The sequence below is a fragment of the uncultured Bacillus sp. genome, assembly GCF_958411575.1.
GTDB lineage: Bacteria > Bacillota > Bacilli > Bacillales > Bacillaceae > Bacillus > Bacillus spizizenii.
The window spans coordinates 21,710-38,416 of the sequence record NZ_CATYRA010000007.1 but is presented as its reverse complement, the minus strand read 5'-3'; the positions used below and the strand labels follow the sequence as shown (position 1 = coordinate 38,416).

The window sequence follows — 16,707 nt, the reverse complement described above, 5'->3', positions numbered from 1 at the left end:
TCCTTCTGTTACTTTCATTTTATCAAATCATGAGAAAGTTTGAGAACTGTGTCGCTTTCTAAGGACTATGCATAAGAATGAAGTCCGGCAAGCACTAGATTTACGAATATTAAATTAAACATAATAATAGCAAAACCGATTACGGCCAGCCATGCTGACTTCTCACCGTGCCAGCCTCTTGACAGTCTTAAATGCAAGTAAGCGGCATAGAACAAAAACGTGATCAGCGCCCATACTTCCTTCGGGTCCCAGCCCCAAAATCTGGTCCACGCGAGCTGAGCCCAAATCATCGCAAAGATTAGCGCGCCGAGCGTAAAGATTGGAAACCCGATTGAAACGGCCCTGTACCCAACTTCATCCACCAGATCAAGATTGACGTTTTTCACCAGCGGATGTAACAGAGCGCTGATTCTTTTTCTGATGATCAGACGAAGCGCGCCATACAAAACAAGCCCTGCTCCAAATGACCAAATGACTGTGTTCACCTTTCTGCCTGAGAAAAGGGCAGGAAGCTCAGCAAGCGGCTCCATTCTTCCCTCGGTCAAAAGCTCCCCCTGATGCGGGCCGACAAGCGCAGGCATTTCGTACACCATCACGCTTTTTTCTTTATTTTTATCCACCCAGTTAAACTCCGCTTCATAGCCTGCAATACGAAATGCTGATGTGATCGCAATAAAGGCGACAGTTGTGACCATGATAAACATAATCGCTTCAAGCCAAGACGTTTTTTTGCTTGGTTTTGTCTGGTCTACATGCTTCAAAAGAAAGATGACTCCTGCGACAAAGCTGATGGCAAGTATAGCTTGCCCAAGCGCGGCTGTTGTTACGTGAATATACAGCCAATTGCTCTGCAGTGACGGAATTAAGGGTGAGATATCCGTCGGAAACATGCTTGCATAAGCGATCAGCAATAAAGCAATCGACAGCGTAAACAGGCCCAACGAAGGCAATCTATAGATAAAATATAGAATAATAAACGCCAAAACAAGCATCATGCCAAAGGCAGTGGTGAATTCAAACATATTGCTGACAGGCGCATGGCCGCTGGCAGCCCACCTTGTAATGAAATATCCCAAGTGGCAGAGAAAACCAATAATAGAAAGGGTGATTCCAATGTTGGCCCATCGGTTTGGCTTGCCCTTTTTATCTTTATTTCCGCGTATGGCCCCGCCGAAAATCGGGACAGCGATTAAATACACAAGAAAGGCCGCATAAAGAAAATTTCCGCTCAGCTCTGCCATGACATCACTCCCTTTTCGCCTATTTCTTTGTTTTGATTAATTCTTTTTGGTCCTCCGGTTCAGTCAGTCCGGAATCAGCCAGTACAAAGGCTAAATCCTTCTTCAGGCCATACCAGTTTTTATTCGTATGCCCCGCCACCATGACTGTGCCGTCCTGCGAGTGTAGCCAGATTCTTCGGTGCTGCCAGTACATACCTTGAATGACACCGATCATAAAAATGGCTCCGCCGACGGCAAGCACCCAGAGCGTCAAATCCTTTCTGACTGTGAGTCCGGTAATGTTTTTCGTTTCGACATGGTCAAATTTCAGCTTGTATTTATTGCTGCCGGAGCCTTCGATTGTTTCTTGGATGGCAACAAAGCTTTTTTCACCCTTCGGTTTGTCCGGCGTTATGATATTAAAGACAAAAGCCGGGTTGTTAGGGATTTTTGTTTTTGTGCTCGGCTCTCCATCCTGATTAAAATAGAAGTCTGGCAGGTAGCTGGCAATTTCAACTTTGTAACCGTTACCAAGATCATAAACCGAATCTGGATCCAGAAGGTTGATCTTCAAGCTCCCAAAGGATTTTTTTGTTTTTTTGTCTATTAGCTGGAACACCATTTGATCAAGCTGATTCTCTTTATAATCCACCTGGTAAACCGAAAAGGAATCAAAACGCAACGGTTGATTGACACGTATGTCCTCTTCTGTTACTTTTTTCAGGTTCGGTTTCTCGCCATAAACAATTTTTCCTTCTCTCTTGTAGAGTACGGCATCTGTTTGGAAGTTCTTTGCTACTCTCCCGTCCCCGACTCTGTCAATGGCATCTGCGAATACCTTTTTTTCTGTTTTGCTGTTATAGGTCTCTACGCTGAATTGATTGTTTTTCAAATAATATTTTCCGTCTGTTCCCGGAATTGCTGCAGTTTCGCCTTCTCTGACCCAAAGCGTCTCATCGACGTACATGCCAGGAACAAATCTCAGCATCGCACCGATCAGAAAGATAATCAATCCAATGTGGTTAACATACGGGCCCCAGCGTGAAAAACGCCCTTTTTCGGCAAGAATGCTACCCTCTTTTTCTCTGATTCTATAATGCTTTTTCTTTAAGAGAGCAGCAATCTTTTCTTTTGCTTCCCCGTCCAGTACAGTATCCGTTTCACTGAACAAGCGCTGCCTTCTTAAAAAAGCAGGACTCCTTCTGACACCTTGGTTTTTTAACGCTCTGTACAATGGAATGACCCGGTCGAGGCTGCAAATCACGAGAGAAATGCCGATCGAGGCAATGAGCAGCAAATACCACCAAGATCCATATAAATGGTGAAACCCGAGCAAATAATAAAGCTGGCCGAACGTGCCGTACTGCTCTTCGTAATAAGTATCAGCCTGTGCGCCCGGAGGCAAATAAGCTTCTTGGGGAAAAATGGTGCCGAACGCTGATGCGGCAAGGGTTATGACGATAAGCCATATTCCCACCTTAACCGAAGAAAAGAAATTCCAAATTTTATCGATGATCGTTTTGTTATAGGTTTGTGAACGTCTTGCACTTCCGTCATATCTCATATCAGCAAGCGGAGGCTGAGTTTCTTGGAGAGCTCTTCCGCACGATTCACATAGAACGGTTCCGACCGGGTTTACATGTCCGCATTCACATTTGACTTGTTTCATCCCGAAGTCTCTCCGGGTTTTATCAGATTCATATAGTCGTGTATCATGCTTTCTGTCATAGTGCCGGTCACCACCTTGACAACTTTTCCTTCCGGATTGATTAAAAAGGTTGTCGGAAGCGGAGATACGTCATAGGCATCAAGCACTTGGCGATCTGTATCCAGAACAACCGGGAAATTGACTCCGTAGGATTTCATAAAATTATGTACTGCTATCTTTGACTCCCCAACATTTACCGCGACAATTTCAACACCTTGGTCTTTAAAATGCTTATATTGGTTCGCCATATAAGGAAATTCTTTTTTGCACGGTTCACACCATGTACCCCAGAAATTCAAAAAAACACCTTTCCCCTTTAAGTCACTGAGCTCGATACGTTTCCCATTCGTATCTTCAAGGACAAAATTCGGTGCATCGGACCCTTCGGATATACTCTCTTTACCGGCAAATACAGCGTTGTAAATGGTATAGCCAAGTGCACAGATTAAAACGAGAAGGATGCCGGTCCGAATGAATAAACGCCTTTTTTTCTTCATTGTCCACTGCCCCCTTCCCCCTATTGCAGATCCATTCAATTATATCATTGCACGTTCATTTCACATTTCTTACTTTTTGAAGGTTATGTGAAATTTAGAAAGCGTTTTTACCGTGATCCGCCAGCGCTCTGAGCCTTTTGACTTCATGCGGTGTTAGCTCTCTGGCATCTCCCGTGTGCAAGCCTCGCAGGTTTAAAAACGCGTATTCTTCACGCTTCAGCTTGATTACCTCATGCCCGATCGCTTCGAACATGCGGCGCACCTGTCTGTTGCGTCCTTCATGAATCGTCAGCTGAATAATGCTTGTTTGCTTTTTCTTATCCAAAGACAGCAGCTTCGCTTTAGCAGGCGCCGTTTTGCCTTCTTCAAGCCTGATGCCGCGCTCCAGCTTTCTGAGTAGCTCCTTAGGTGGGATGCCTTTTACCTTCGCCACGTATGTTTTGTCTATTTCATACTTAGGATGCATCAGCTTATTGGCAAACTCGCCGTCATTGGTTAAAAGCAAAAGACCGCTCGTATCATAATCCAGACGCCCAATCGGGTAAATGCGCTGCGGGACTTCTTTAAAAAAGTCCGTCACGACTTTGCGCCCTTTGTCATCTTGGGCTGCAGAAATAACGCCTCTTGGTTTATATAAGAGAAAGTAAACCGGCTCTTCACGTTCAACCTTTAACCCGTTTACCTCAATCTGATCAGAACCGGTAACCTTTACACCAAGCTCTGTTACTACTTTGCCATTCACCTTTACTTTTCCTTCTTTAATCAGCTCTTCTGCCTTTCTGCGCGATGCAACTCCGGCATGAGCAATCACTTTTTGCAGTCTTTCCATGTCTTTCACCTCAAGTATTATCTTACTTTTTTCAACCTTAACAAACAAGCTTTTTCAAATTCCTATGCCAAATCCAAAAAAAACGCCGTTTTCAGGCGCTCCCAAATAATAACGTAACGATGATGATAGATGCAACTACGCCGATTAAATCAGCAAGAAGTCCCACCTTTAATGCATCACCCATTTTTTTAATACCGACCGCTCCGAAATACACAGTCAGTACGTAAAGCGTTGTATCTGTTGATCCCTGCATGACCGAAGCCAGCCTGCCGATAAAGGAATCGGGTCCGTATACTGCAATTAAATCTGTCGTCATGCCGAGTGCGGCCGTACCGGAGATCGGGCGGATCAGCGCAAGCGGCACTACCTCAGCGGGGATGCCGATAGCGGAGAAAACCGGTTTTAAAAGGTCCATTATAAAATCAAGCGCGCCTGATGATCTGAAAACAGTTATGGCGACAAGCATTCCGACTAAGTAGGGGATAATGGAAAAAGCGATTTCAATCCCTTCTTTTCCGCCTTCGACGAACGATTCATATGTGGGAACCTTTTTAATAGTTCCATAAAGAAGAATTCCGGCAATTATGATCGGAATCATGGCTAAAGACAGCCAGTTGATGATTTCCATCCGCTCACCTTCCCTTCTTTTTGCGGCGGTAGTAAAAATACCGGTCAATGATAATGGCGCCAATTCCGGAAATGAGTGTCGCTAAAATACTAGGTCCGACGATATCTGTCGGCGTTTTGGAGGAATAAGCCATTCGGACAGCGATTACGGTTGTCGGAATGAGAGTGATGCAGGACGTATTCACCGCTAAAAAAGTAATCATCGACCGGCTTGCTTCCGGTCGGTTTCCATTCAGCTTTTTCATTTGCTCCATTGCTTTAATGCCAAGCGGAGTTGCTGCATTCCCGAGACCGAAGAAGTTCGCCATGAGATTAGATAAAATGTAGCCCATCGCCGGGTGATCCGGCGGTATATCAGGGAACAGCTTAGATATAAAAGGCCTGCACATCCGGCTGAAAATATCCAAAAGCCCTGACTGCTCGGCTATTTTCATTAAACCAAGCCAGAAAACAAGTACGCTCATCAGTCCGAATGAAATTGTAACAGCTTCCTTTGCACCCTTAAATACGGCTTCATTTACATCTTGCAGGGTTCCGTTGCACATCGCAAAAACAAGTCCGATCACAGTTAAGCTGACCCAAATTATATTGACCATTTTGCCCCGCCAGCCGCATTCAAAAAAATTGATTTAAACGTTTCAAAAAATTGTTTCTTCGGTTTTTGATGTCGTTCATTTTCATAATAGATCGGCACTTTTGCGATAGTTTCACCGTTGAACATGATCTTCATATGCCCTACAATGTCGGGAATTTTTGAGGCGTCTTTTTCCCATGTTTTTTTCGGCTTAAGGAGCGTGGTTTGAATGTTGACATCTTCTTTTTCCTCTTCGGTTAGCAAATAGGTGATGTCACGTTTGATAAAAGCCTTCGATTCATAAAATGTGCCTTTCAGCTTTGGAATGTCCCCTTTTTTCGCAATTAAATAGGTTTGATAATGATCAAATACATAGTTAAACATCTTCATATGATCATCCCAATCGTCAGGGTCATTTATGGTGACGGCTATCAGATCAATGCCGTCCTTTGAAGCCGTTGAGACCAGTGTCCGTTTTGCAAGTTTTGTATATCCTGTTTTTCCTCCTGTACTGTATCGATAAAGCATAGTCAGCAGTTTATTTTTGTTTTTCCAGACGCTTTCCATCGTTTCTGCTTTGTATATTTTCGTGCCAGAAATCTTTTGATAGTCTTTCAGCTTCATAGCGTATTTGGTTAATAAGGCCATGTCATAAGCTGTTGAGTAATGATTTTCATGGTCGTCCAATCCGTGCGGGTTTTGAAAACGGGTATTCTCCATGCCAAGCTGCTCGGCTTTTTGATTCATCATATAAACAAATCCATCGAGGCTTCCACCGACATGCTCAGCAATTGCGACAGCGGCGTCGTTTCCTGATCTCAGCATTAGGCCATACACAAGATCTTTTAATTTCACTTTTTGACCTTCTGTTAAATAAATGGCAGAGCCTTCTGTCCTGACAGCATTTGCCGAAACCGTCACCGTTTCATCCATTTTGCCGGATTCGATAGCGAGAACAGCCGTCATGATTTTTGTGATGCTTGCAATCCGCCTTTTTTCATGCTCATCCTTGGCAAATAACACTCTGCCTGACGCTCCGTCAATAACGATCGCGCTTTTTGCACTGACATCTATAGCAGCATGTGCTGTGTTCACATTTACATTTGCAATCAGAAAAGAAATCATGACCATGAATACTGCTTTTTTGAAAATGCGCATGTTTGCTCTCACGTCCTTGTGGTGGTTTGTACAAGTTTATGCGCATGTCCACCAGTTATGAATAACAATTATGTATCTGCAGACAAACATAAAAAAACTCTCCCTGAAAAAGGGAGAGTAAAAGTTATCTGATTGGCGCCATGCTTGATCCGGACGCTTCGTAATGAGCCAGTTCTTCCCTCATCTTCAGAAAGGCTGCGCTCAGCGGCAATAATAATTGCTCAAGTGACGCAGGAACAGCATGGTAAAACTCAATTGCGCTGACCCCGGTATAAGATGCCCGGCTATTTTCACACCACGTGTCTTTTTTCGGCATAAAGAACTCTTCAATGCATTGGTGATACACATTATAAAGTGTTTTTTCCGCTCTGGATTCCTGAAAAGGCTCCTGCATCAGGAGACGGCGGCACGCTTCTGCGCCTCCTTCACAAAATACTGTCATTCTTCTCAGAGTGCTCAGCACATCACAGCAATATCCTTTCTCAGTAGGCAATTCAGCCTGTAAGGACTCCAGCGTCGTTTGATTTAGGTAATCGTTAACGGTATTGACAACCATTGATAAGAATTCGCCTGTTTTTTGAGTCTGCGCTCGCACAATCGAATGTCCCATTTCGTTTGGTATCTTCCCCTCATGTCTTTGTCTCTCACATTTTGCTTCTTTCATGATAGCTTCTTCCTTATATCTTATGATGATGAAAAAGCGCGATTCATTAAACTTCTATTTTATATCTTCGAAGGTTTGGTTAAAGTTTTCAAAAAATAAATCTGCTTCTTCTTGAAGAACGTCTTCTTCCGCATTTTCAGGCAGCGGCGGAAGCTCGTCCAGCGTTTTTAGACCAAATTGTTCAAGAAAAGTCGGCGTTGTGCCGTATAAAATAGCCCGTCCCGGGCCGTCTGCCCGTCCGACTTCACACAATAGCGCCTTCGCGACAAGGCTGTGTAAAATCCGTTCTGATTTTACACCTCTGATTTCTTCAATTTCTGCTCTCGTAATCGGCTGTTTATATGAAACAATGGCCAACACTTCCAAAGATGCTTGAGAAAGGCCCTTTGATGGCACTTCAATCAGTTTTTTCAAGTATGGCGCAAAATCTTTTTTGGTAGAGAGCATGTACGTATCTGCATATTCAATAAGTTCAATGCCCCTTGTATCCCCGCGGTATTCGTCCGCTACATCCGCCATGATGGTATTCAGTTCTGGCTCCTCGATTTCAAGCACTGTTAACAGCTGCTTTTTTGTGAGCCCTTCATCGCCTGCCGCATAAAGAAGGGCCTCCACTATAGCTTTCCAATTCACGATATCAAGCCCCATGAATGGATTCACTCCCCGTAATGTAAATATCTGAAAAATTGTGTTCCTGTTCAATGAGAACCAGCTGATTTTTCATCAGCTCGAGAACGGCTAAAAAAGTCACAACCAAATGGTCTTTTTGCTCATACGGAAACAGGTCCATAAAGTTGATTCTCGTTCCTCTTGATTTCAGGCTGTGCACGATTTCGTTCATTCTGTCTTCGATTGGTATTTCTTGTCTGGTAATTGTTGTTTCCATCGGCCTAGTTATTTTTTTGCGTTTCAGCACTTTTTGAAAAGCCCCGATCATATCATAGACCGTGACAGAGAGCTTTTGCTCAGACTGTTTTACTTCTTTTGCATATTCGCTCAAATCACTCGGCGGTTTTGTGAACGATTTTTGTCTTTCTTCTTCCCGTTCTTTTAAATCCTTCGCCGCATCTTTATATTTTCTATACTCGATCAGCTTTTCAATCAATTCTTCCCGTGGATCTTCTTCTTCAAGTAATTCATCTTCAAAAAGCTCCTCCTCTTGCTTCGGGAGCAGCATTCTGCTTTTAATGCTGAGCAGCGTGGCAGCCATGACCAAATACTCGCTGGCAATATCGAGCTCAAGCACACGCATCGTATGTACATATAATAAATATTGTTCAGTGATCTTCGCCACAGGTATATCATATATGTCAATTTCAAGACGATTGATTAAATGAAGCAGCAGGTCCAATGGGCCCTCAAACGTATCAATTTTCACTTGATATTCTTCCATCATCTCACCATTTTCAAGTATCACTCTCATTGCCAGATAAACTGGCTACCCTTTAGTATAAGCCACCAAAAAGCTCTCGTCCAATACTATTTCATTTCCTGTTTTAAAGCATTTGTACAGAATATTCAAAACAAAAAAGGCGTTCGCTCAGACTATAACAAAGGAGGCGGAAAAAAAGTCTTAGCGGCGGTTCCCCTTTCATTACCGGGCTAAGCGTTCTTTTTTCCTTTGCTCCTTCCTGTGTTACACTAAAGACAGATTAAAGGAGGAAGCATCTTGTATCCGAAAGCTTATATCGATTATCTCGTTGAATTTCACGCGACACGGGATTATTTTGAATGCCATGAAATATTAGAAGAATATTGGAAGGAAGATCCGCCAAATAATCGAAAAGTTTATTGGGTCGGCTTTATACAGCTTGCGGTTGCTTTGTATCATCACAGAAGGCAGAATACAGCCGGGGCAAAAAGACTGATGGCGAACAGCATCCGGATTCTTCAAGCAGAAAAACAAGCGGTCGAAGGCTTGGGGCTTGATCATAGTCGCTTACTCGAGCTTATGCAGTCGGTTTACGAACAAATCGAAACGGGCTCTTCCTATAAAAGCATTATGCTGCCGATCATAGATGAGAAGCTGGAGGAAGCATGCCGAATTGAATGCAAGAAAAAAGAGTACACATGGGGGCAGCCCAGCACACTCACCGATACGTTTCTTATCGACAAGCACCGTTTGCGGGATCGGACTGACGTCATCCTTGAACGTGAAAAAGAAATAGAACGGAGAAAAAAAAGCAGAGGCTGACTTCAGCCTCTGCTTAATTATTGTATGAAATGTCTTGATCCTGCTGACCTTGACAACGTTCGAAAAAGCTCTGCGTTAATTCATTTGGAACCAGTACCTGCGTTTTGAATAAATGCTTTAAAGCATCCATCATTTGTTTTCCGATTCCTTGATGGCGATGAGAAGGATTCACACTGATATGCCGGATCTCTACCTCAGAATCCTTTTTTTCGACTCCGATTGCTCCGACGATATCCTCGTCCTCTTTCCAAAGAAAGAGCTGGCGGTCTGTATCCGTTTCGTAGTCCTTAATTGTCTGCTGAAGCTGCTTAAGGTCTTTTTCATTCGGCATGAACGAAAGAAGTCCCATCGCAATCTTTTCAAACGATTTTTTATAACGAATTAACATAAAAACCCCTCTATATCCAAAATGTCCAGTCTGCTATTAACGGATACGAATAGGTGATCCGTTTTCTCACATTATATCATTTTCGCCATATTTTTAAACTATTTTCAGCAAATTATTCAAATGAACGGTTTAAATTTGCCATTTCTATGGCAGAAACAGCACAATCTACACCTTTGTTGCCCGCTTTTGTGCCGGCACGCTCGATCGCCTGTTCGATGTTTTCAGTTGTCACAATTCCAAAGATGACAGGCACACCAGTAGTGTTTGCTGCTTGCGCGATGCCTTTTGCAGCTTCATTGCAGACATAGTCGTAATGTGTCGTCGCGCCTCTGATGACAGTGCCCAATGTAATAATAGCGTCATATTTTTTTGTTTCCGCCATTTTTTTCGCAGCAAACGGAATTTCAAATGCGCCTGGCACCCAAGCCACATCGATATCATTTGTGTCTACGCCGTGTCTGAGCAACGCATCTTCCGCACCGCTCAGGAGCTTGCTTGTAATAAAATCATTAAATCTTCCTACTACGATTCCGATTTTAAGACCTGTACCAACTAAATTTCCTTGTATGATATTCATATGATTCCCATCCTTTTTTGTGATATTTGTGATTAGAAATGAAGTAAATGACCCAGTTTGTTCATTTTGGTTTGCAAATATTTTTTATTATGCTCTTTTGCCTCCATTTGAAGGGGCACTCTTTCTGAAATGCTGAGCCCATAACCTTCAAGGCCGGCGATTTTTCGCGGATTATTCGTCAAAAGCTTCATATTCCGCACACCGAGGTCGCGTAACATTTGCGCACCGATGCCATAGTTGCGAAGGTCAGGCAAGAATCCAAGCGCCTCATTGGCTTCTACGGTGTCATAGCCTTGTTCCTGAAGCTTATAAGCTTTTAATTTATTGATTAAACCGATGCCTCGGCCTTCTTGGCGCAAATACAAGAGCACTCCCCGGCCTTCTTCGGCAATTTGCGTCAGCGCGGCGTGCAGCTGCGGACCGCAGTCACAGCGATGAGATCCAAACACGTCACCTGTGAGACATTCTGAATGCACCCGGACCAATACCGGTTCTTCACCGAACGGCACATCTCCCATCACAAATGCGACATGCTCTTTTCCGTCTACCTCATTTGTATATCCGTAAACCTTGAATGTGCCAAAATCAGTAGGCAGCGTAATGTCGACTTCACGCTCGACAAGTGTTGTTAGATTGTATCGGTATTGAATCAAATCTTTAATGGTGATCATTTTTAATTGATGCTTTTTCGCAATTTCAATGAGCTCAGGCACTCTCGCCATCGTTCCGTCTTCATTCATAATTTCACAAATGACGCCTGCTCCTTGAGATCCGCAGGCTTCGGCAAGATCAACAGCAGCTTCTGTATGACCCGCTCTTTTCAGGACACCTCCTTTTTTCGCAATCAGCGGAAAAATGTGCCCGGGACGCTGAAAATCAGACGGCACGGATTTACTGTCCAGCAATGCTTGAACGGTAAAGGATCTTTCTTGAGCGCTGATACCCGTTTTCGTTTTACGGTGGTCAATGCTTACCGTAAATGCAGTATGATGAGAATCTGTATTATGCTCAACCATAGGGTGAAGATCAAGCTTGTCTGCGATTTCCTCACTGAGCGGCGTGCAAATCAGCCCTCTTCCGTGTGTCGCCATAAAGTTAATGACTTCTGGAGTTGCATGCTCGGCAAGAGCCACGAAGTCTCCTTCATTTTCTCTGTCTTCATCATCTACAACTATGATGACTTCGCCTTTTTTTAAAGCGTCTAGTGCTTCCTCTATCGGATGAAACATGCAAATCTTCCTCTCTAAAAGCCGTTTTCGCTTAAGAAGGCTTTTGTTATGGTTTGTTGGGTCTTATTTTCATTGGCTTTATGCAAAAATCGATACATATATTTTCCGATCATATCGCATTCGATATTCACTTTAGAGCCGATCGTTTTTTCTGAAAAAGTCGTTTCGCTGATCGTATGCGGTATTAAAGAAATTGTCACTGTGTCTTCTGTCAGCCCGAAAATGGTTAAGCTCACGCCGTCCACGGTAATTGATCCCTTTAAGACCAGTGTTTTTGTTAAAGAAGGGTCCATCTTTACATCATAGTAAACAGCGTTGCTTCTCTCTTCAATTCGTGTAATTTCAGCAGTTCCGTCGACATGGCCTGAGACGAAATGGCCTCCGAAACGGCCGTTTGCCGCCATCGCTCTTTCCAGATTTACTTTGCTTCCTTTTGATAAATCATTTAGTGACGTAGCTTTGACTGTTTCGGGCATAACATCCACTGTGAATTGATTTTTTGTAAAATCAGTGACAGTCAGACAAATGCCGTTCACTGCAATGCTATCGCCCAGATGAACATCCTCTAAAATCTTTGAGCATTTGATTGTTAAGGCCATTGAATGCCCTGCTTTTTTCATGGATTCGATTGTGCCTGTTTCTTCAATAATTCCTGTAAACATGGTCACCATCCTACTCGTTTATCGGTTTTGCCGTCAGTTTGATATCACGGCCGATTTGGGTTATATCAGTGAATTGTAATAAGGGGACATCTTTCATTGATTGAAAACCTTCACCGGAGATTAAGCTGGGAGAATGCGTTCCTCCGATTAGTTTAGGGGCAAAATAGAAGATGATTTCTTGAAAACAGCCTTCTTTGACAAAGCTTCCGTGAACAGCCGAACCGCCTTCCACGTACACCGACATAACGCCTTCTTCCGCAAGGATTTTCAAAACATCGGGAACTTGAATGCGCTCAGTTTCAAGCGTAAATATGTTCACACCGAAAGCTGAAAGCCGTTTTTTCTTTTCTTCGTCTGCACGCGCTGTTGTAAAAATCCATGTCGGCGCTGCTTGATCGCAAATTACTTGAGTGTCCTCAGGAATCGAGAGTGCGGTATCAAGTATCACCCGAACCGGCTGCTTTGTCACATCCGGCAGCCTGCAAGTTAAACTCGGATTGTCAGCTATTACAGTGCCAACTCCGACTAAAATGCTTTGGTGTGTTTTCCTGTATTGCTGAGCATCCTGTCTTGCAGCCTCTGACGTGATCCATTTGCTGTCGCCCGTGCTGGTAGCTGTCTTTCCATCAAGGCTTGCAGCAGCTTTTAGTGTGACGTAAGGGAGACCTGTCCTCATGAAGTGCAGAAATTTTTCATTCAGCTTCTCCGCCTGGTCAGCTAGGATGCCTTCCTTTACTTCAATACCGGCTTTTTCAATCATGCTGATCCCTCTTCCAGCCACAAGCGGGTTAGGATCTCTCATCGCCACGAACACTCTTTTGATGCCAGAGTTGATAATCAGTTCTGCACATGGCGGTGTTTTTCCGTAATGGCTGCACGGTTCGAGTGTAACGTAAATATCCGCACCCTTTGCATGGGATCCGGCCATATGGATGGCATGAACTTCTGCATGTGCTTCGCCATATTTTAAATGGGCGCCCATTCCGACAATTTGTCCGTCCTTTACCACTACAGCGCCGACAAGCGGATTAGATTCGGTCTGTCCTTCGCCCTGCTTCGCAAGATCTAATGCCAGCTTCATATAATACTCTTCCATTTGTTTCCCTCCCCTCTTTTGTTATTTACCGTCAAAAAAGGCCCCGAATTTATGAAAAATCCGGGGCTTTAGGTATTTTACGCAATAGGAAATAACACTATGCATTTTTGATACAATTGCATAGCGGCACATCATCCTTCTCCCATCCAGACTTTCACTGTCGGCTTCAGCTTAAACTGAATCCACCGCGCGCTTATGCACACGGGTCACGGGCTCTAAAGCGAATTCGCTTTACTACCGCCGGTCGGGATTTCCACCCTGCCCCGAAGGATACAATCTTTATTCATTTGTCCTTATTGGCTATTATAGCGATCCTTTTTAAAGTACGCAATGAAATAAACTTACAATTTGAGAAAAACAAAACATCACCCTTCGATCTGAAAGGTGATGTTTTGTTAATCATTCACTTTGGCAACCTTGATTAATCCATCGATCCGCTTTGATTTGCTGAAGTATGCCTTAATCTTGTCGCCTTCTTTTATATCAGACAAATCCTGATTTAATTTTTTTCCGTTGAAGATGATTTTCGTACCGTTTTCTGCTTCTCCATGATACTCTGAGCCGTCAATTTCCGTCACTTTATATTCCTGGATGGTGTATTCCTCTTCTTCCGAGGACAAGGTTTGTCCAATTGCTGTCGGAACATCCTTCAGCTCAACATCATTTATGTACATATAACCGCCTGCAAGTAAAAGCAAAAGCACTAACAGAATGGTAATCTTGGTTTTTATTCTTCCCATTTTTAAACCTCCAGCCAATATGAATCTATTCATTCATATGAGTTATTCCTTTTTTTCATGAATAAAAAACCGTAAATTCTCGTAAATTATTAATATAACGATGCATAACGGGAATATGTTTCACATTTCTGCAAAAAATTCTTTTCTATAGTTATACGAATTTATGTTCTGGTTTAGGGGGATGAACGAAAAAAGAAATAAAAAAAGCAGCCTCCTGTTCAGGAAACTGCTTGATCCTAATTTGTTTTGCGCATGTCGTTAAACGGGTAGAAAACAAACTTAGACTTGCCCGCAATTTGTTTTTTCGTGAAGAGGCCAAGCCCGTTTCGGCTGTCCATTGAGTTCCGCCGGTTGTCACCCATCACAAAATACTTGTCATCAGGCACTTTGATCGGGCCGAAATCATCGGTTAAATTGTCAAAACCTTCATTTTTGGCTTTCTTTTTATATGCCTTCAAATAAGGCTCAGCCACTTTTTTTCCATTGATATAAAGCTGGTCGTTTTTCATTTCGACTGTATCACCGGGCAAGCCGATCATCCGCTTAACATAGTGAACATCATCCCCGTTTAGCACGATGATATCCCCTCTCTTAAACTCACCTATGTACTTGACTGTCATATTGACAAATACTCTTTCATGGTTATGAAGGGTAGGCTCCATTGACTCTCCATCAACGACATACGGCGCAAAAATAAAATGGCGGATGAGCAAAGCGAGAACGACAGCAATTACAATTGCTTTTGCCCATTCTAACATTGTTTTTTTCTTCGAAACATTTTCTGATTTCAACTGATTTCCTCCAATAAACAACGATCTTCAATTTATGTTATCACGAATCAAAAAGAAATCCCATCAGGACCATTGAAGTGATTTTACAATCTGTTAATCTTCATTTTCTACCCAAATCATGCTATCTTTTTCTTGTCGATCACAACCAGTCCTGCATCAAATATCGCTTGGAAATTGGACTCCAGCTGCTTAGTTCAACATAACCGGGCTGAACGTCAATATCAGCATTCGTATCATACACAGGATCATTAAAAATAACGAAAGAAATAATCGCATAGTTCAGAAGCGATGGGCTCAGAAGAAAGAGAGTACTCGTATGCTAAATCTTTAGATAGTATATAAGTCAAGAGGTTACGGGCAGTCTGTTCTCTACCCATGGTGCTTGACAAAGTGATTCACGCCATGAAGGTTATTGGAATGTTTGCGGCAGCCTATTTCACAGGTGACATAAACGGCATCCCGTTTTGCTTTCATGATATGCTTAAAATCATTGAAGCTCGAATACATGGATCAGCCTCCAAAAAACAAATCCAATATATTGCCGGCTGTTGAAGATTCTTTATTATAAAACTCTGAATATCCGCAATTCTTACAGTACACCACAAGAAAACGATTGTGCTGCACGTCAAATAACTTTGATAATCCCGTGCCGGTTGTGGCTATTTCTTTTTGTCCCGCTTCAGTACTTCCGCATTTTATACAGCCTTTGTTGTTCATAACGCCAAGCTCCTTTTCATAACATCACGTTTGTTTTGATTCATTTTACTACAAAATCCCATTTTCCATGAACCATGTAACTTTAAAGTTTTCTTAATTTTACATATGAAATCCACATTATAAGCCGATTTTGCCAGCTTGAATTTGAACGAATACCCATGACTGGCTAAAAAGATGCAATGCTTAAAGAATCAAAGATAAATGTTTTTACCAATAAGAGTTTGCGCTTATCGACTCTAGCTAAATCTGTGTTTGGTTCAGGCGGCTTGAATACGGGAATTGTCATTGAAAATAACTTTGTAAGCCCAAGCTAAAATGATTAACCATCAATTAACTGATCAGAACGTGACCAAAACATTTTCATCTCATATCATCATCAAGCGAAAAGACGAGGAAACACCCGCCACAATGTCTCACTTTAATCTAATAAATGCCTGTTTATTTACCGCCTCCAACACTAGGGGGGGTTTTTATTGGTTTATTTTTTTAAATAAAAAAGCTCCCCCGATACGAGGAAGCTTTTCGTCTGCCTATTAGCCTTCTACACGAACTTCTTTCATGACGTCGCCGTTAGACATGTTTTTCGCGAATTCTAGTCCGCTTGTTACTTTTCCGAATACAGTGTGAACACCGTTCAAATGAGGCTGCGGCTCATGAACAATGAAAAATTGGCTGCCGCCAGTGTCTTTTCCAGCGTGTGCCATAGAAAGTGCGCCCGCTTCATGTGTATGCGGGTTTCCTTCTGTTTCACATTTGATTGTGTATCCCGGACCGCCTGTGCCAGTTCCGTGAGGGCAGCCGCCTTGGCTCACGAAGCCTGGAATCACTCGGTGGAATGTAAGCCCGTCATAAAAGCCCTCGTTCGCAAGCTTTTCAAAGTTTGCGACAGTACCTGGTGCAGCTTCAGGATAAAGTTCAAATTCAATTTTGTTACCATCTTCTAATAAAAAGTAACCTGTTTTCAATTGTATGCCTACTTTCTTTATTTTAATTTTCAAAGGAGATTATGTATGATAGGTTATAGCCTGTCTCTCCT

General features: G+C 42.9%; 20 protein-coding genes, 2 pseudogenes and 1 riboswitch. Of the genes and pseudogenes, 3 read left to right on the top strand and 19 right to left on the bottom strand.

The window, feature by feature from the left end; all coding sequences use genetic code 11:
• Positions 1-65 precede the first annotated feature (65 nt).
• From resC to scpA, 10 genes are all read right to left on the bottom strand, one after another.
• Positions 66-1,241, bottom strand: a complete 1,176-nt coding sequence (resC, locus tag Q5C82_RS12620) for a cytochrome c biogenesis protein ResC (protein ID WP_003223889.1) — start codon at positions 1,239-1,241, stop codon at positions 66-68.
• A gap of 19 nt (positions 1,242-1,260) precedes the next feature.
• Positions 1,261-2,889 carry a cytochrome c biogenesis protein ResB gene (gene resB, locus Q5C82_RS12615; protein ID WP_003223890.1) on the bottom strand — a complete coding sequence of 543 codons (1,629 nt, stop codon included), beginning with the start codon at positions 2,887-2,889 and terminating at the stop codon, positions 1,261-1,263.
• Complete coding sequence (gene resA / locus Q5C82_RS12610; RefSeq protein WP_003223892.1) at positions 2,886-3,425, bottom strand: thiol-disulfide oxidoreductase ResA; 540 nt, start codon at positions 3,423-3,425, stop codon at positions 2,886-2,888. The genes resB and resA overlap by 4 nt, the downstream gene beginning before the upstream one ends.
• A gap of 94 nt (positions 3,426-3,519) precedes the next feature.
• Positions 3,520-4,254 (bottom strand): 23S rRNA pseudouridine(2605) synthase RluB, encoded by a 735-nt coding sequence (gene rluB / locus Q5C82_RS12605; RefSeq protein ID WP_003223894.1) that lies wholly within the window; start codon positions 4,252-4,254, stop codon positions 3,520-3,522.
• A gap of 91 nt (positions 4,255-4,345) precedes the next feature.
• Positions 4,346-4,882, bottom strand: a complete 537-nt coding sequence (gene spmB, locus Q5C82_RS12600; protein WP_003223896.1) for a spore maturation protein SpmB — start codon at positions 4,880-4,882, stop codon at positions 4,346-4,348.
• Between the two features lie 4 nt (positions 4,883-4,886).
• Positions 4,887-5,477, bottom strand: a complete 591-nt coding sequence (gene spmA / locus Q5C82_RS12595) for a spore maturation protein SpmA (protein WP_003223898.1) — start codon at positions 5,475-5,477, stop codon at positions 4,887-4,889.
• Positions 5,465-6,613: a D-alanyl-D-alanine carboxypeptidase DacB gene (gene dacB, locus Q5C82_RS12590; RefSeq protein WP_003223900.1), complete on the bottom strand. Its 1,149-nt coding sequence runs from the start codon at positions 6,611-6,613 to the stop codon at positions 5,465-5,467. The genes spmA and dacB overlap by 13 nt, the downstream gene beginning before the upstream one ends.
• Positions 6,614-6,737: 124 nt before the next feature.
• Positions 6,738-7,277 (bottom strand): YpuI family protein, encoded by a 540-nt coding sequence (locus Q5C82_RS12585; RefSeq protein ID WP_003223903.1) that lies wholly within the window; start codon positions 7,275-7,277, stop codon positions 6,738-6,740.
• Positions 7,278-7,331: 54 nt separating this feature from the next.
• Positions 7,332-7,925, bottom strand: a complete 594-nt coding sequence (gene scpB / locus Q5C82_RS12580) for an SMC-Scp complex subunit ScpB (protein WP_003223904.1) — start codon at positions 7,923-7,925, stop codon at positions 7,332-7,334.
• Positions 7,915-8,670 carry a segregation/condensation protein A gene (scpA, locus tag Q5C82_RS12575; RefSeq protein ID WP_032727417.1) on the bottom strand — a complete coding sequence of 252 codons (756 nt, stop codon included), beginning with the start codon at positions 8,668-8,670 and terminating at the stop codon, positions 7,915-7,917. Before scpA ends, scpB begins: the two co-directional genes overlap by 11 nt.
• A 276-nt stretch (positions 8,671-8,946) precedes the next feature.
• Between scpA and Q5C82_RS12570 the strand changes: the two genes are divergently transcribed.
• Positions 8,947-9,471 (top strand): DUF309 domain-containing protein, encoded by a 525-nt coding sequence (locus Q5C82_RS12570; protein ID WP_003223908.1) that lies wholly within the window; start codon positions 8,947-8,949, stop codon positions 9,469-9,471.
• Between the two features lie 13 nt (positions 9,472-9,484).
• Here Q5C82_RS12570 and ribT read toward each other — a convergent pair whose 3' ends face one another.
• The 7 genes from ribT to sipS form a co-directional block, all read right to left on the bottom strand.
• A complete protein-coding gene (ribT, locus tag Q5C82_RS12565) occupies positions 9,485-9,859 on the bottom strand; it encodes a GNAT family N-acetyltransferase RibT (protein WP_003223910.1) in 375 nt (124 codons plus the stop codon).
• A gap of 112 nt (positions 9,860-9,971) precedes the next feature.
• The gene (gene ribH / locus Q5C82_RS12560) at positions 9,972-10,436 is read right to left on the bottom strand and encodes a 6,7-dimethyl-8-ribityllumazine synthase (protein ID WP_003223915.1); all 465 of its coding nucleotides are present in this window, start codon (positions 10,434-10,436) and stop codon (positions 9,972-9,974) included.
• 32 nt (positions 10,437-10,468) lie between these two features.
• Entirely contained in the window at positions 10,469-11,665 is a 1,197-nt protein-coding gene (locus tag Q5C82_RS12555; protein ID WP_003223917.1) for a bifunctional 3,4-dihydroxy-2-butanone-4-phosphate synthase/GTP cyclohydrolase II, read from the bottom strand.
• Between the two features lie 14 nt (positions 11,666-11,679).
• Positions 11,680-12,327, bottom strand: coding sequence for a riboflavin synthase subunit alpha (gene ribE / locus Q5C82_RS12550; protein WP_003223919.1), 648 nt, complete (start codon positions 12,325-12,327; stop codon positions 11,680-11,682).
• Between the two features lie 10 nt (positions 12,328-12,337).
• Positions 12,338-13,423 (bottom strand): bifunctional diaminohydroxyphosphoribosylaminopyrimidine deaminase/5-amino-6-(5-phosphoribosylamino)uracil reductase RibD, encoded by a 1,086-nt coding sequence (gene ribD, locus Q5C82_RS12545; RefSeq protein WP_003223921.1) that lies wholly within the window; start codon positions 13,421-13,423, stop codon positions 12,338-12,340.
• A 130-nt stretch (positions 13,424-13,553) separates the two neighbouring features.
• Positions 13,554-13,698, bottom strand: a riboswitch (FMN riboswitch).
• A 120-nt stretch (positions 13,699-13,818) separates the two neighbouring features.
• Complete coding sequence (locus Q5C82_RS12540) at positions 13,819-14,163, bottom strand: hypothetical protein (RefSeq protein ID WP_003223922.1); 345 nt, start codon at positions 14,161-14,163, stop codon at positions 13,819-13,821.
• A 236-nt stretch (positions 14,164-14,399) separates the two neighbouring features.
• Positions 14,400-14,954 carry a signal peptidase I sipS gene (gene sipS / locus Q5C82_RS12535; protein ID WP_003223924.1) on the bottom strand — a complete coding sequence of 185 codons (555 nt, stop codon included), beginning with the start codon at positions 14,952-14,954 and terminating at the stop codon, positions 14,400-14,402.
• Positions 14,955-15,329: 375 nt separating this feature from the next.
• Here sipS and Q5C82_RS12530 point away from each other — a divergent pair.
• Positions 15,330-15,522, top strand: a pseudogene (locus Q5C82_RS12530) (hypothetical protein).
• Here Q5C82_RS12530 and Q5C82_RS12525 read toward each other — a convergent pair.
• Positions 15,465-15,671, bottom strand: coding sequence for a zinc ribbon domain-containing protein (locus Q5C82_RS12525; protein WP_003223929.1), 207 nt, complete (start codon positions 15,669-15,671; stop codon positions 15,465-15,467). The pseudogene Q5C82_RS12530 and the gene Q5C82_RS12525 sit on opposite strands and share 58 nt — an antisense overlap.
• Positions 15,672-15,892: 221 nt before the next feature.
• Between Q5C82_RS12525 and Q5C82_RS12520 the strand changes: the two are divergent.
• Positions 15,893-16,031, top strand: a pseudogene (locus Q5C82_RS12520) (spore germination protein); the annotation flags it as partial.
• Positions 16,032-16,204: 173 nt separating this feature from the next.
• Here Q5C82_RS12520 and Q5C82_RS12515 read toward each other — a convergent pair.
• Positions 16,205-16,636, bottom strand: coding sequence for a peptidylprolyl isomerase (locus Q5C82_RS12515; protein ID WP_003223931.1), 432 nt, complete (start codon positions 16,634-16,636; stop codon positions 16,205-16,207).
• Between the last annotated feature and the right edge of the window lie 71 nt (positions 16,637-16,707).

What these genes read in the sequence shown, in the direction of transcription:
- ribT (WP_003223910.1), bottom strand. Translation starts at nt 9,859, where the DNA reads ATGTTAATTCGTTATAAAAAATCGTTTGAAAAGATTGCGATGGGACTT.
- Q5C82_RS12555 (WP_003223917.1), bottom strand. Translation starts at nt 11,665, where the DNA reads ATGTTTCATCCGATAGAGGAAGCACTAGACGCTTTAAAAAAAGGCGAA.
- resC (WP_003223889.1), bottom strand. Translation starts at nt 1,241, where the DNA reads ATGGCAGAGCTGAGCGGAAATTTTCTTTATGCGGCCTTTCTTGTGTAT.
- spmB (WP_003223896.1), bottom strand. Translation starts at nt 4,882, where the DNA reads ATGGAAATCATCAACTGGCTGTCTTTAGCCATGATTCCGATCATAATT.
- resB (WP_003223890.1), bottom strand. Translation starts at nt 2,889, where the DNA reads ATGAAACAAGTCAAATGTGAATGCGGACATGTAAACCCGGTCGGAACC.
- ribD (WP_003223921.1), bottom strand. Translation starts at nt 13,423, where the DNA reads ATGGAAGAGTATTATATGAAGCTGGCATTAGATCTTGCGAAGCAGGGC.
- scpA (WP_032727417.1), bottom strand. Translation starts at nt 8,670, where the DNA reads ATGGAAGAATATCAAGTGAAAATTGATACGTTTGAGGGCCCATTGGAC.
- spmA (WP_003223898.1), bottom strand. Translation starts at nt 5,477, where the DNA reads ATGGTCAATATAATTTGGGTCAGCTTAACTGTGATCGGACTTGTTTTT.
- ribH (WP_003223915.1), bottom strand. Translation starts at nt 10,436, where the DNA reads ATGAATATCATACAAGGAAATTTAGTTGGTACAGGTCTTAAAATCGGA.
- Q5C82_RS12540 (WP_003223922.1), bottom strand. Translation starts at nt 14,163, where the DNA reads ATGGGAAGAATAAAAACCAAGATTACCATTCTGTTAGTGCTTTTGCTT.
- scpB (WP_003223904.1), bottom strand. Translation starts at nt 7,925, where the DNA reads ATGGGGCTTGATATCGTGAATTGGAAAGCTATAGTGGAGGCCCTTCTT.
- rluB (WP_003223894.1), bottom strand. Translation starts at nt 4,254, where the DNA reads ATGGAAAGACTGCAAAAAGTGATTGCTCATGCCGGAGTTGCATCGCGC.
- resA (WP_003223892.1), bottom strand. Translation starts at nt 3,425, where the DNA reads ATGAAGAAAAAAAGGCGTTTATTCATTCGGACCGGCATCCTTCTCGTT.
- Q5C82_RS12585 (WP_003223903.1), bottom strand. Translation starts at nt 7,277, where the DNA reads ATGAAAGAAGCAAAATGTGAGAGACAAAGACATGAGGGGAAGATACCA.
- Q5C82_RS12525 (WP_003223929.1), bottom strand. Translation starts at nt 15,671, where the DNA reads ATGAACAACAAAGGCTGTATAAAATGCGGAAGTACTGAAGCGGGACAA.
- dacB (WP_003223900.1), bottom strand. Translation starts at nt 6,613, where the DNA reads ATGCGCATTTTCAAAAAAGCAGTATTCATGGTCATGATTTCTTTTCTG.
- ribE (WP_003223919.1), bottom strand. Translation starts at nt 12,327, where the DNA reads ATGTTTACAGGAATTATTGAAGAAACAGGCACAATCGAATCCATGAAA.